Source organism: Streptomyces sp. NPDC046716 (genome assembly GCF_040645755.1).
Lineage (GTDB): Bacteria > Actinomycetota > Actinomycetes > Streptomycetales > Streptomycetaceae > Streptomyces.
The window spans coordinates 15,922-29,360 of the sequence record NZ_JBEYYU010000055.1 but is presented as its reverse complement, the minus strand read 5'-3'; the positions used below and the strand labels follow the sequence as shown (position 1 = coordinate 29,360).

The 13,439-nt window shown below is 72.4% G+C and carries 12 protein-coding genes; 4 read left to right on the top strand and 8 right to left on the bottom strand.

The features are described from left to right. Positions 1-10 precede the first annotated feature (10 nt). The 4 genes from ABZ930_RS31920 to ABZ930_RS31905 form a co-directional block, all read right to left on the bottom strand. On the bottom strand, positions 11-1,447 hold the full coding sequence (locus ABZ930_RS31920) for an amidase (RefSeq protein WP_361555553.1): 1,437 nt from the start codon (positions 1,445-1,447) through the stop codon (positions 11-13). Between the two features lie 123 nt (positions 1,448-1,570). Beyond that, entirely contained in the window at positions 1,571-2,581 is a 1,011-nt protein-coding gene (locus tag ABZ930_RS31915; RefSeq protein WP_361555550.1) for an Lrp/AsnC family transcriptional regulator, read from the bottom strand. Positions 2,582-2,618: 37 nt separating this feature from the next. Further along, on the bottom strand, positions 2,619-3,278 hold the full coding sequence (locus ABZ930_RS31910) for a response regulator transcription factor (protein ID WP_361555547.1): 660 nt from the start codon (positions 3,276-3,278) through the stop codon (positions 2,619-2,621). Continuing rightward, positions 3,275-4,474 (bottom strand): histidine kinase, encoded by a 1,200-nt coding sequence (locus tag ABZ930_RS31905; RefSeq protein WP_361555544.1) that lies wholly within the window; start codon positions 4,472-4,474, stop codon positions 3,275-3,277. Before ABZ930_RS31905 ends, ABZ930_RS31910 begins: the two co-directional genes overlap by 4 nt. A 236-nt stretch (positions 4,475-4,710) precedes the next feature. Between ABZ930_RS31905 and ABZ930_RS31900 the strand changes: the two genes are divergently transcribed. Both ABZ930_RS31900 and ABZ930_RS31895 read left to right on the top strand, forming a co-directional pair. Then, the gene (locus ABZ930_RS31900; protein ID WP_361555541.1) at positions 4,711-5,667 is read left to right on the top strand and encodes an ABC transporter ATP-binding protein; all 957 of its coding nucleotides are present in this window, start codon (positions 4,711-4,713) and stop codon (positions 5,665-5,667) included. Beyond that, positions 5,664-6,659: an ABC transporter permease subunit gene (locus ABZ930_RS31895; RefSeq protein WP_361555538.1), complete on the top strand. Its 996-nt coding sequence runs from the start codon at positions 5,664-5,666 to the stop codon at positions 6,657-6,659. The genes ABZ930_RS31900 and ABZ930_RS31895 overlap by 4 nt, the downstream gene beginning before the upstream one ends. 61 nt (positions 6,660-6,720) lie before the next feature. On the opposite strand, the gene ychF is transcribed toward ABZ930_RS31895, so the two are convergent. Further along, positions 6,721-7,809 (bottom strand): redox-regulated ATPase YchF, encoded by a 1,089-nt coding sequence (gene ychF, locus ABZ930_RS31890; RefSeq protein WP_361555535.1) that lies wholly within the window; start codon positions 7,807-7,809, stop codon positions 6,721-6,723. Between the two features lie 167 nt (positions 7,810-7,976). Here ychF and ABZ930_RS31885 point away from each other — a divergent pair, with 167 nt between their 5' ends. Beyond that, on the top strand, positions 7,977-8,615 hold the full coding sequence (locus ABZ930_RS31885) for a DUF6542 domain-containing protein (RefSeq protein ID WP_361555532.1): 639 nt from the start codon (positions 7,977-7,979) through the stop codon (positions 8,613-8,615). Between the two features lie 11 nt (positions 8,616-8,626). On the opposite strand, the gene ppgK is transcribed toward ABZ930_RS31885, so the two are convergent. Both ppgK and ABZ930_RS31875 read right to left on the bottom strand, forming a co-directional pair. Further along, positions 8,627-9,373, bottom strand: a complete 747-nt coding sequence (gene ppgK / locus ABZ930_RS31880) for a polyphosphate--glucose phosphotransferase (RefSeq protein ID WP_361555529.1) — start codon at positions 9,371-9,373, stop codon at positions 8,627-8,629. A gap of 30 nt (positions 9,374-9,403) precedes the next feature. Continuing rightward, positions 9,404-10,408 (bottom strand): 4-hydroxy-3-methylbut-2-enyl diphosphate reductase, encoded by a 1,005-nt coding sequence (locus ABZ930_RS31875; protein WP_361555526.1) that lies wholly within the window; start codon positions 10,406-10,408, stop codon positions 9,404-9,406. A gap of 93 nt (positions 10,409-10,501) precedes the next feature. On the opposite strand from ABZ930_RS31875, the gene ABZ930_RS31870 reads away from it, so the two are divergent. Continuing rightward, complete coding sequence (locus ABZ930_RS31870; protein WP_361555523.1) at positions 10,502-11,881, top strand: APC family permease; 1,380 nt, start codon at positions 10,502-10,504, stop codon at positions 11,879-11,881. A gap of 34 nt (positions 11,882-11,915) precedes the next feature. Here ABZ930_RS31870 and ABZ930_RS31865 read toward each other — a convergent pair whose 3' ends face one another. Next, entirely contained in the window at positions 11,916-13,358 is a 1,443-nt protein-coding gene (locus tag ABZ930_RS31865) for a choice-of-anchor A family protein (RefSeq protein ID WP_361555520.1), read from the bottom strand. Positions 13,359-13,439: the final 81 nt, after the last annotated feature.

Genomic DNA, 13,439 nt, shown 5'->3' with positions numbered 1-13,439 from the left:
AGTTGAGCACCTACGGGAGGGTGGGGGCGTGCCGTCCGTGTCCGGTGGCGGCCTCGTGGGCGGCGCCGACCTCGAGGACCAGGCGTTCGGCACGCGGCGGGCCCACGATCTGCAGGCCCACGGGGAGTCCGGACGGGGTGAACCCGGCGGGGACGGAGAGGGCGGGTGCGCCCAGGGTGGAGAGGAAGTACGCGGAGCGCATCCAGTCGAGGTAGGTGTGCTGCGGCTGTCCGTCGACGACGTCCGGGTACTCCGACTCGACGGCGAACGGGACGACTTGGCTGACCGGCGCGATCAGCACGTCGTACCGCTCGAAGAAGGCGACGGCGGCGAGATGGAGCCGGGTGAGTTCGCCGCGGGCGCGGGCGAGTTCGGCGCCGGTGAGCTTCAGCCCCTCCTCGATGTTCCATACGAGGCTGGGTTTGAGGGCGTCCGGGTGGGCGTCGAGGAGCGGGCCGAACCCCTGGTGGAAGGCGTGCGCGCGCAGCGTGCGGAAGGCGTGCTCGGCGCCGTCGAGGTCCGGGCAGTCCTCGCTCACCCGGCACCCCAGCTCCTCGAGGACGGCGGCCTGCCGGTCGACGACGGCGCGCACCTCGGGGTCGACGGGGACGCGGCCGCCGAGATCGGGCGCGTACGCGACCCGCAGGCCCGTCAGGTCGCGGGTCAGGGAGGTGCGGTACGAGGCCGGGTCCGGGACCTCGAGGGAGAGCGGGCTGCGCGGGTCGGGCCCGGCCATGACGGAGAGCAGCAGCGCGGTGTCGGCGACGGTGCGGCCCATCGGCCCGGCGACGGCCAGGGTCTCCCAGACGTCGCCGGAGGGCAGCGCCGGCACGCGGCCGGGGGTGGGGCGCAGCCCGACGACGTTGCAGAAGGAGGCGGGGTTGCGCAGGGAGCCGCCCATGTCGCTGCCGTCGGCGATCGGGGTGAGCCGGGCGGCGAGCGCGGCCGCGGCGCCGCCGCTGCTGCCGCCGGCCGAGCGCGTGGTGTCGTACGGGTTGCGGGTCGCGCCGAAGACGGTGTTGAAGGTGTGCGAACCGGCCGCGAACTCCGGCACGTTGGTCTTGCCGATGCGGAGGGCGCCGGCCGACTCGATGCGCTGGACGAGGAGTTCGTCCTCGTCGGGGATGTGGTCGGCGAAGATCGGCGAGCCGTGCGTGGTGCGCATGCCGCGGGTGAGGTGGGTGTCCTTGAAGGCGATGGGCAGCCCGTGCAGCGGCCCCAACTCCGCCCCTGAAGCGGTCTGTTCGTCCGCCCGTCCGGCGGCCGCCATGGCGCCCTCGGCGTCGAGGGTGACGAGGGCGTTGACCGCCGGGTTGATCCGCTCGACGCGGTCGAGGTGGGCGGCGACGACCTCGCGTGCGGACAGCTCGCGGCGGCGGATCCGGGCGGCGAGGTCGACGGCGTCGAGCGCGCAGAGCGCGTCGGCTTCGGCGGGGCTCAGGGGCATGGCGGTCCTCGTGCGGGAGGCGACGGTGTGCGCCCCCACACTGCGGTCAACTGATCGTTTCAGTCAACAGTTCTGTATCTATGAACTTTTCAGACGCTCAATTCATCTGTTTGACACTTCTGGTCACGCCTCCGCAATGGGGTGCAGGGAGACTCCAGGAGCCGGAACACCGCTGCGCTTCCACGCCTGCACCACCAGGTGGGACTGCACGGCCTCGGCCCGCCGCACCCACGCCGCCTCGGTGAGGAACGCGTGCAGGGCCTGCTTCGACGGCTGGGTCACGTCGACCAGGATCTGGTGCTCCCCCATCACCACGGCCGCGTACCGCACGAGCGGCGACTCGACGAGCAGCCGCCCCACCTCCTCGACCTCGTCGGGCCGGGTCCTGATCCACAGCAGCGCCTCGACCGGCAGCCCGAGCAGCGCGGGCTCGACCGCCGCCCTGATGCTGACGACTCCCTGCCGGGTCAGCGCCTCCACGCGGCGGCGCGCCGTCGCCACCGACACCCCGGCCACGGCGGCGAGTTCGTCGTGCGTGCGGCGGCCGTCCTCGGCGAGCGCGCGCAGGATGGCCTCCTCGTCGGGCGCGAGCGGCACGTCCGGCACCCCGATCCCGTCCACCGGCCGCGCCACCGCCCCGGTGAGCGCGGCGGTCTCGTCGTCGCCGAGGATCCCCGGCGACCACTCGTGCACGGTGCGGAAGTAGCGCAGCACCGGGGAGACCTGCTGCGCGACGAGCCCCGGCAGCGCGGGCACCTCGTCCAGCGTCAGCCGCGCCAACTCACCCGGCGGGCACTGGAGTTCGGCCACGCAGTCGGTGACGCCCGCGAGCACGTAGGAGAAGATCGCGTCGTCCCGGCGGGCGGTGGCGACGGCCGTCTCGCGGACGGCGCCGGGCCGGCAGTTCATCCGCAGGATCACCGTCTCGCCCCGCACCACGAGCCCGCGCACCGCCACGGCGCCGCTCTCCAGGAGCCGCAGCCCGCGCCGCGCGACCTTGCGCTCGGGCTCCCCGAGCGCGGTGGCGATCCGCCGCCAGGAGGCGCGGCCGTCGATCTGGAGGGCGGCGACGATCCTGCGGTCGAGGCCGTCCAGCGGGCCGGTCGGGACGGCCGGGTTCGGTTCAGAGGTCACCGGACGACCCTAATCACCCCGGCCGTCGGCCCGACGCTCAGCCGCGCCCGTCGACCAGCCCGGACTCCCAGGCCCAGGCCGCGATCTCCACCCGGTTGCGGGCGGACAGCTTGCCCTGGACGTTGGTGAGGTGCGTCTTCACCGTGCCTACGGAGATGTGGAGTTCGGCGGCGATCTCCGCGTTGGTCAGGCCCCGGGCCACCAGGCGGACGAGGTCGTTCTCGCGGGCGGACAGCGCGGTGTGCGGCTTCTGTCTCGCGGGCGGCGCGGCGCTGTTGAGGCGGCGCAGCAGCCGGACCGTGATGGCCGGGCTGACCAGCGCCTCGCCGGAGTCGGCGGCCCGGATCGCCTCGACGAGCAGGGCGGGCCCCGAGTCCTTGATCAGGAAGCCGGAGGCGCCCTCGCCGAGGGCGCGCTGCACGTACTCGTCGTCGTCGAACGTCGTGACCACGACGACCTTCGGCGGGTTCACGGTGCCCGGCCGGGTCAGCCGGCGCAGCGCCTCCAGGCCGTCCATGCGGGGCATCCGGATGTCCATCAGGACGACGTCGGGCCGGTGCCGCTCGGCGAGCTCCACCGCGTGCACCCCGTCCTTGGCCTCCGCGACCACCTCGATGTCGTCCTCCGCCGCGAGGATCATGGCGAACCCGGCCCGGACCATGGCCTGGTCGTCGGCGATCAGTACCCGGATGGTCATGCCGCGACTCCCTCGGGCAGGACGGCGGTCACCGGCAGCGTCGCCTCGACGGCCCAGCCGCCGGACGTCACCGGTCCCGCCTCGATCCGGCCGCCGACCAGGCCGACCCGCTCGGCGAGCCCCTTCAGCCCGAAGCCGCCGCCGGAGACCGGGCGGGTCCGTCCGTCGTCGCCGACCCGCACGGTGAGCAGTTCGCCCGACCGGGCCACGCGCACCCGCACCTCGGCGCAGCCGTGCGCGTGCTTGCGGACGTTGGTCAGGGCCTCCATCACCACCCGGTGCGCGGTCGTCGTCACCTCCACCGGCAGATCCTCGAAGGTGCCGTCGAGGTCGAGCCGGGCGCGGGCACCGCCGACCGCCGAGAACTCCTCGACGAGCGTGCGCACTTCGGCGATCCCGGCCAGCGGGGTGAGGGCCACCTCGCCGTCGGCGTCGCGCAGCATCCCCACCATGTGCCGCATGGAGGTCAGCGCCTCCGAGCCCGCCTCCTCGATCCGGCGCAGCGCGGGCGGCACCAGTTCGGGGCGCCGTCCCGCGATCGCCTGGGCGCCCTGCGCCTGGACGACGATGCCGGTCACGTGGTGGGCGACGAAGTCGTGCAGGTCCCGGGCGAACTCGGTGCGCTGCTCCAGGCGCAGGGCCGCGGCCTGGCGTCGCCGGTCCGCCAGGAGCAGCCGGGTGCCGAGCCCGATGCCCAGCGCGATGACCGCCGCCAGGGCGAAGAGCAGCGCCATGATGACGGTGGACTGCCGTACGTGGACGGACACCGGCCGCACCACGACCGCCACGAGCAGCACGGGCACGACCGGCACCGCCCAGGACGGGCGTCCGCGCCGGGCGACGTTCAGCAACAGCCAGGTCAGCGCGCCCGCTTCGGCGAATCCCAGCGCCTGCGAGCCCACCGTCATCCGCAGGTTCAGCAGCACGGAGACCGCCAGTGACACGCAGCCGAGCACGCAGGCGGCCAGGGGCAGGGTCCGGTCGCCGAACCGCGGTGAGACGACGGCGACGGCGACGGCCAGCAGCGCGCCGGCCAGCTTGACGGGGCCGCACTCCTCGACCCAGTAGAAGCCGCCGATCCAGTCCAGTACGACGAGCCCCACCAGGGCGCAGGCGGGCAGCAGCCGGACCACGACGGACAGCGGCCGCGCGCCCCGCTTCTGCCGTCCGTCCACCCGGTTCGCCGCCTGCGGCATCGTTCGCACCCGTCCTTCCGGCCGACCGGCCGAAAGTCGGAGCCGGCCGCGCATGATCTGTCTTTCGCCCGATCCGCCGCCCGGTGCCGGCGGAGAAAAGTGGTGTCCACCGGGGCGGCACCCGCCGCTCCCCGCACACGGACCGCGTCCCCCGTCACCCTAGACGGCCCCGACGAGGGAGCCGGAACCCGTGCGCGGCCCCACCGCCTCACCCCCCCACGAGGAGCGACTGGCTGATGGACCACGCAGGGACGCACGAGACACGCGATACGAGGTTCACGGGCGCCGCCGCCGAACCGGCGATCGAGGCCCACGGTCTCGGCAAGCGGTACCGGCGGGGCTGGGCGCTGCGCGACGTCTCCTTCCGCCTCCCGGCCGGGCGGGTGTGCGGCCTGGTCGGCCCGAACGGCGCGGGCAAGAGCACCCTGATGGGCCTGGCCACGCACATGGTCCAGCCGACGACCGGCGCCCTGCGGGTGTTCGGGGCGGCCCCGGGGTCCACGGAGGCGGTCCCGCGCACCGCGTTCCTGACCCAGGACAAGCCGCTGTTCCGGCGCTTCACCGTGGCCGAGACGCTGCGTCTGGGCCGCGAGCTGAACCCGCGCTGGGACCAGGAGGTCGCCGAGGGCATCGTCCGCGCGGGCCAGGTGCCGCTGACGGCGAAGGTCGGCACGCTGTCCGGCGGGCAGCGCACCCGCGTCGCCTTCGCCCTGGCCTTCGGCAAGCGTCCCGACCTGCTGATCCTGGACGAGCCGATGTCCGACCTGGACCCGCTGGTGCGGCGCGAACTGACGGGCGTACTGCGGGCGGAGGCGGACCGGCACGGCACGACGGTCCTGATCTCCTCGCACATGCTCTCCGAGCTGGAGTCCCTCTGCGACTTCCTCCTCGTCGTCGCGGACGGCGCGCTGCGCCTCGCGGGCGGCGTGGACGAACTGCGCTCCGCACACGCCCTGCTCGACGACCCCGGCCCGCACACCGTCATCGACGAGCGCCGCGACGAGAACCGCCCGGGCGTCCTGGTCCGGCTCGGCACCCCCGCGGGCCCTTCCACGGCCGCCCCGACCCTGGAGCAACTGCTGCTCGCCTACCTCCGGTCCCCCGGCGCGCCCGCCCTGATCGCCCCCGGCGCCCGGGTCGGCGACATCCAGGACATCCTCACCCACGACCGCCGGAAGGCAGTGACGGCATGACCACGCTCGCCCACGACCACGTCCGCCCCACCCGCACCCCACGGCTGAGCGGCCCGGTCTGGCTGGTCTGGCGCCAGCACCGCGCCGCGTACTGGACCCTCGTCGGCCTGACGCTCGTCGGCGTACTGGCCATGGTGGTGCTGCGCGGCCAGATGACGGACTACCTGAACACGTCGGCGCCGGCGTCCGGCGCGCTGCCGCCCGACTTCGAGAAGTACTCCGGCCGGCTGACCCGCGTCGGCGGCTGCCTGACCTACCTCCCCGTCCTGGCCGGTGTCTTCCTCGGGGCGCCGCTCTTCGCGGGCGACCTGGAGTCCGGCACCGCGAAACTGGTGACCTCGCAGTCGGTCGGCCGCCTGCGCTGGCTGACGACGAAGCTGACGCTGACCGCCGCCCTGATCACCCTGTCCACGGCCGCGCTGTCCCTCACCTTCGCCTGGTGGTGGAGCCCGATCAAGGGCCGCGACGACACCCTGGAGTGGACGAGCGGCGTCTTCTTCGACGGCACGGGCCCGGTGCCGGTGGCGTACGCCCTGCTCACCTTCACGCTGGGCGCGGCGATCGGCCTGCTGCTGCGCCGCACCCTGGTGTCGATGGCGGTCACGCTCGGCGTCGTGGTGGCGCTCGGCCTCGTCTGGGACCGCTTCCGCCTGAACCTGGGCCACGTCCTGACGCTCAGCAGCGACCAGGGCATCGGCCCCGACGCCGCCCAGCCGGAACTCCCCGCCCAGGCGATCCAGCAGGGCCAGGGCACGTCCTTCCTCACCGACTCCGGCGCCCGCCTGGACTGGACGACCTGCCTGAACGGCACGGACAGCGACCGCGCCCGGACGGCCTGCCTGGAGTCGAAGCACGTCATCGGCTACACGATGGACTACCTCCCGGTCACCCAGATGCACACGATGCAGTGGCTGGGCACGGGGATCATGCTGGCGGGGACGGCGGCGGCGGTTCTGTTCGTCGTGGAGTGGGGGCGGCGGCGTCTGCTGTGAGCGGGTCCGGACACGCGTCAGGGCCGCTCCGGAAGGAGGCGGCCCTGACGGCGGATGCGACTCAGACGTTGAAGCGGAACTCCACCACGTCCCCGTCCTGCATCACATAGTCCTTGCCCTCCATGCGGGCCTTGCCCGCGGAGCGGGCGTCGGCGACCGAGCCCGTCTCGACCAGGTCGTCGAAGGAGATGACCTCGGCCTTGATGAAGCCCTTCTGGAAGTCCGTGTGGATCACGCCGGCCGCCTCGGGGGCCGTGGCGCCCTTCTTGATGGTCCAGGCGCGGGATTCCTTGGGGCCGGCCGTCAGGTAGGTCTGGAGGCCCAGGGTGTTGAAGCCGACGCGGGCGAGGGTGGCGAGGCCGGGCTCCTCGGCGCCGACCGACTCCAGGAGCTCCATCGCGTCCTCCTCGTCGAGCTCGGCGAGGTCCTGCTCCAGCTTGGCGTTGAGGAAGATCGCCTCGGCCGGGGCCACCAGGGCGCTCTGCTCGGCCTTGAAAGCGTCGTCCGTCAGCTCGTCCTCGTCCACGTTGAAGACGTAGAGGAAGGGCTTGGTGGTGAGGAGGTGCAGGTCGTGGAGGAGCTCTTCCTTGCCGGAGCCCTGGACGATGCCCGCGGAGAAGAGCGTGTCGCCCTTCTCCAGGATCTCCTTCGCCGCCTCGACGGCCGCGACCTTCGGGACGACGTCCTTCTTGATCCGCGACTCCTTCTGGAGGCGCGGGAGGACCTTCTCGATGGTCTGGAGGTCGGCGAGGATCAGCTCGGTGTTGATCGTCTCGATGTCGTCCTTGGGCGAGACCTTGCCGTCGACGTGCACGACGTTCTCGTCCTTGAAGGCGCGGATGACCTGGCAGATCGCGTCGGACTCGCGGATGTTCGCCAGGAACTTGTTGCCCAGGCCCTCGCCCTCGGAGGCGCCGCGCACGATGCCCGCGATGTCGACGAAGTCGACCGTGGCCGGCAGGACCTTCTGGGAGGAGAAGATCTCGGCGAGCTTGGTGAGGCGGGTGTCGGGGACGCCCACCACTCCGACGTTGGGCTCGATCGTGGCGAACGGGTAGTTGGCCGCGAGCACGTCGTTCTTGGTCAGGGCGTTGAACAGGGTCGACTTGCCGACATTCGGCAGACCGACGATTCCGATCGTGAGCGACACGTTGCGACTTCCCGTACAAGAGGAGAGGTGTGGGCAGTCCACCAGTCTACGGCCTTGCCGCACCCGCCCCGGCGACGTATCGAACACCCGAACCAACAACGGTCAAGGTTGAACTAAGCGCGTGTCCCACGGCGTATTGCGCACATAAGCCCACCTATGTTGGGCCTGTGGAGCAACACAGGACGCGTCCCCCGCAATCCCGCCCCCGCCGCGGCCGGGCCCCGCTGCCCCCGCAGGCGCAGGGCGAGCCCGGTGACGGGCGCACCGGCGCCCCGTCCGTCGAGTCCGCCACCGTCTACCGCGCGGGCGGCGGCCAGGGCCGTCGGCTGCCGCCGCTGGTGCGGGCGCTCCGCAGGTTTCCCGATCCACGCCTCACGGGCCTGGGCAGCGGGCTGTTCGCCGCGGCCTCGATGCTGGTGCTCGGGTTCCTCGACGGGCTGCTGTTCGGCGGCTCCGTGGCCGTGTACGGCGTGTTCTTCCTGCTGGTCAGCGGGCTCACCGCGCGGTGGGTGCGGAAGGCGGACCTGGTGACGGCGCCGGTCGCGGTGCCGATCGCGTTCGCCCTCGGCGCCTTCTTCGTCGGGGACGGCGGCGACGGGTTCACCGGGCACCTCGCGGGCCTGGTGACGACCCTGGCGACAAGCGCGGGATGGCTGTACGGCGGCACCCTCGTCGCCGGTCTCATCGTCACCGTACGGAAGGTACGGCTGATGGCGCGCAAGGCCGCCGCCCAGCGGCGGACCGGGCAGCAGGACCGCCCGGAACAGCCGCAGCCGCAGAAGGCGCCCAAGCCGCGACGGGCCTGACCCGGGCCGGCTCAGGTCCCGGACGCCGCCATCGCCGCGCCCACGATCCCCGCGTTGTTCTGCAACTGCGCCGGGACGATCTCCGCCTTGATGCCCTTGATCAGCGGCAGGAACTTGTCGGCCTTGCGGCTGATGCCGCCGCCGATGATGAACAGCTCGGGCGAGAACAGCATCTCCACGTGCGCGAGGTACTTGGTGACGCGTCTGGCCCAGTGCTCCCAGGTCAGGTCCTCGTCCTCGCGGGCCTTGGTGGAGGCCCGCTTCTCGGCGTCGTGGCCGTGCAGCTCCAGGTGACCGAGCTCGGTGTTGGGCACCAGGGTGCCGTTGGTGAACAGGGCGCTGCCGATGCCGGTGCCCAGGGTGAGCAGCAGCACCGTGCCGGTGCGGCCGCGGCCGGCGCCGAAGTGCATCTCGGCGACGCCGGCGGCGTCCGCGTCGTTCAGGATCGTGACGGGCACCCCGCCGAGCTTCGCGCTCAGCAGGGCCTGCGCGTCGACGTCGATCCAGCTCTTGTCCACGTTGGCCGCGGTCCGGATCGTCGAGCCGCCGGTGACGACGCCCGGGAAGGTGATGCCGACCCGGTCGCAGCCGCCCGCGAAGTTCTCGACGACCTGCTTGACCCCGTCGGCCACCGCGTCGGGGGTGGCCGGCTGCGGGGTCAGCACCTTGAACCGCTCCTCGGCGAGATCGCCGCGCTCCAGATCGACCGGAGCACCCTTGATCCCTGATCCGCCGATGTCCACACCGAAGATCTCCATGCGGACCACGTTACGACGGGAGACGCACGGTCACTTCCCGGAGGCGGAATCCGCGCGCTCCACGAGGGCGGCGGCCTCGGCGCGCAGATCGCGGCGGAGCTCCTTGGGCAGCGAGAAGGTGATGGACTCCTCGGCCGCCTTCACGATCTCCACGTCCGCGTAGTCGCGCTGCTTCAGGTACTCCAGGACCTCTTCGACGAGGACGTCCGGGACGGAGGCGCCGGAGGTGACACCGATGGTGGTGACGCCCTCCAGCCAGGCCTCGTCGATCTCGGAGGCGTAGTCCACGAGGTACGCGTCCTTGGCGCCGGCCAGCTTGGCGACCTCGACGAGGCGCACCGAGTTCGAGGAGTTGCGCGAGCCGACGACGATGACCAGGTCGGACTCGGCGCCCATCTGCTTCACGGCCAGCTGGCGGTTCTGCGTGGCGTAGCAGATGTCGTCGCTGGGCGGGGAGACGAGACCGGGGAACTTGGTCTTCAGCGCGTCGACGGTCTCCATCGTCTCGTCGACGGAGAGCGTGGTCTGGGAGAGCCAGACGACCTTCTCCGGGTCGCGGACCTCGACCTTGGCGACGTCCTCGGGGCCGTCGACCAGCGTGATGTGGTCCGGGGCCTCGCCGGAGGTGCCGATGACCTCCTCGTGGCCCTCGTGGCCGATCAGGAGGATGTCGAAGTCGTCGTTGGCGTAGCGGATCGCTTCCTTGTGGACCTTGGTGACGAGCGGGCAGGTGGCGTCGATCGTGGCGAGCCGGCCGCGCTCGGCCTCCGCGTGGACGGTCGGTGCGACACCGTGCGCCGAGAACATCACGATCGAGCCCTCGGGGACCTCCTCCGTCTGTTCGACGAAGATGGCGCCCTTCCGCTCCAGGGTCTGCACGACGTACTTGTTGTGCACGATCTCGTGGCGGACATAGATCGGGGCCCCGTACTGCTCCAGGGCTTTCTCGACGGCGATCACGGCACGGTCCACACCGGCGCAGTAGCCACGGGGAGCGGCGAGCAGGACACGGCGGGAGCCAGTCGTAGCAGTCATGTCCCCCATCGTAAGGCCGAGCCCAGCAGGCCAAAGATCGCCCGGCTGTGGAGACTGGTGGAGCCGTGAGCCTGCCCGATCAACGGAGGCACGATGTCCGTACCCGCCGCGTCCGAAGCCGCCGGGCCCCCCGAGGTCCCGGACGGCAAGCTCCGCCGGAGCCTCGGCTTCCGCGATCTGGTGGTCTACGGGCTCCTCTTCATCGCCCCCATGGCGCCGGTCGGCGTCTTCGGCACCCTGGACGCGAAGTCGCACGGCGCGGTCGCGCTCGTCTACATCGTCGCCACGATCGCCATGGCGTTCACCGCGTTCAGCTACGCCCAGATGGTGCGGGTCGCCCCGCGCGCGGGCTCCGTGTACGCCTACGCGCGCGTGGGGCTCGGAAAGGGGCCCGGTTTCATCGCGGGCTGGATGGCGATGCTCGACTATCTGCTGATCCCGGCGGTGGCGTACCTGTTCTCCGGGATCGCGATGAACGCGCTGGTGCCGGACGTGTCGCGGTGGGTGTGGACGGCGCTCGCCGTGGTGATCACGACGCTGCTCAACCTGTGGGGCGTACGGGCCGCGGCCCGGGTCGGCTTCGCGGTCCTGGCGCTGGAGATCGTGGTGCTGGTGGTCTTCATCGTCTCCGCGATCGTGGTGCTGGCGACGGACGGGGCGCAGCGCGGCTGGCTGTCGCCGCTGACCGGGGACGGCACCCAGGGCGCGTTCGCGCTGTCGGCGGTGCTCGGCGCGGTGTCGGTGGCCGTCCTCTCGTACCTGGGCTTCGACGCCATCGCGACGTTCGCCGAGGAGGTCACCGGCGGTTCGGCGAAGGTCGCGCGGGCGGTGCTGTTCTGTCTGGTGCTCACCGGTGTGCTGTTCGTCGTGCAGACGTATCTGGCGGCGCTGCTTGAGCCGGTGTCGTCGGCGCGGATGGCGGCCGATCCGGCGAAGCAGGGCTCCGCGTTCTACGACACCGTGGACGCGTCGGTCGGGGGCTGGCTGCACGATCTGGTGGCGGTGAGCAAGGCGATCGGCGCGGCGTTCGCGGCGCTGGCCGGGCAGGCCGCGGCGGGCCGGCTGGTGTTCGCGATGGCCCGCGACCGGCGGCTGCCGAAGGTGCTGTCCCGGACGGACTCGGGCGTGCCGCGGGCCGCGCTGCTCGTGGCCGCGGTGATCACGCTGGTCGCGGCGGTGTGGGCGGCCCGCCGCGACGACGGGCTCGACCAGCTGACGTCGGTGGTCGACATCGGCGCGCTGACCGCGTTCACGCTGCTGCACGCGAGTGTCGTGGGCTGGTTCGTGGTGCGCCGCCAGGGCGGGCCGGTGGTCTGGTGGCGGCATCTGCTGGTGCCGGTGGTCGGCGCGGCGATCGCCGTCGCGGTGATCGTGGAGGCGTCGGGGACGGCGCAGGTGGTGGGCGCGATCTGGCTGGTGGTCGGGCTGGTGGTGCTGGTGGCGCAGCGCGGGCGGGCGGCGGATCCGGCGTAGCCGGGGGCCACCGCCCGGTTTCGGCGCGTCGGGATCAGTGGTGGCGGCCGTTCCTGCGCAGCCGTCCGAAGGCCAGGGCTCCGGCACCGGCGGCGATCAGGGCGACCGCGATGCCGCCGATGACGGCGGTTCCCCGCCGGTCGGATCCGGTGTGGGCGAGGGCGGGGCCGGTGGGCGTGGGGGTCGGGGTGCCGGGCGTCGTGGGGCTCGGCGAGGAGGGCGTGGGGGTGGGCGTCGGGGTCGGGGTCGGGGTGCTTTCCGAGGGGCTGGGCGTCGGGGACGGGCTGTCCGTCGGAGTGGGGGTGGGGGTGGGGGTCGGCGTCTTCGTCGGCGTAGGAGTCGGCGACTCGTCGTCGCACTGCACGACCCCGTCGAACGGGTGGTAGTGCATCTCCCCCGCGTTGACCGCGTTCCCGCCGACCGCCGCCGTCGACCCTTGTACGAGCGACTTGACGATGACGTCGCCCTCGATGTTCGAGGAGTCCAGGTCGATGAACTCGGCGCTCGGGGCGTAGACCGTGCCCTCGATCTCGTCGCCGTCGGGGTTGGTGATCCGGGTCGCGTCCGGGAAGTCCCACAGGATGTGGTTCTGGGAGTCGCCGACGCCGGCCATGGTCGGGGCGTGCCAGGTGTAGTCGCCGCCCTCGGCGGTGGTGTCCACGACGACGACCAGGGGCGCGGCGGCCGTCGGCCGGTCGAGCAGGGTCAGCGTGGAGATGTTGTCGAGCATCTCGCCGGTGAGGTGCAGCACGTTGGTGCGGGTGGGGTCGAGGGAGAGCTTGATCTGAGAGTTCGGCGGGACCGTCGACTGGTCGGCGAACGGGTCGCCGTTGCCGTCGAGCAGAGTGACGTTGTTGGCGCAGCTCGCCATCTGCGTCGCCCGCTCGCGGTACGTGGTGAACAGGCCGGGGAAGTCCATGAGGCCGGAGGCGCCGACCTTCGCGGCGGCCTCGCGGGTGCTGAGCTCGATGCGCGGGGTGGCGTCGTAGGCGGCGCCTCGGGCGTCGATGTGGGTGTTGGCCGCGGCGCCGTTGCCGTCGGTGTCCAGGGCCTGCCCGCCGGTCATGTCGCCGATCTTCACGTAGCCGTTCTGGAGGACCTTGAGGACGCCGGCCGGGTCGCTCTGGTCGTAGCGGACCCGGCCGCCGACGAGCAGCGCGGTGGGCTGGGTGTCGCCGGGGGCGACGAAGGTGCCCGGGGTGTTCAGGGAGACGTTGTAGCCGGCGCCGAAGCGCAGGTCGCCGCCGACCGCGACCGGGCCCTCCGACTCGGTGCTGCCGAGGTAGGCGTCGTCCTCGGTGACGACGCCGAAGCCGTTGCTGCCCGCGACGGGGTTGCCGACGGTGACGGTGTCGCGGGCGACGACGACGGAGGCGGGCGCGGAGCGGACCGGTGAGGCGGTCACCAGAGCGCAGGCGCACACGGCTCCGGTCGCCGCCACAGCCACCGGGACGGCTGTCCTGATCAGGTTTGTCATACCGGTCGACGCTAAGGAGGGCGGGCGGTGCGGTCCCGCAGGTCGCGCCGGGGCGCGCTCAGGACAACCCGTGTGACCCAC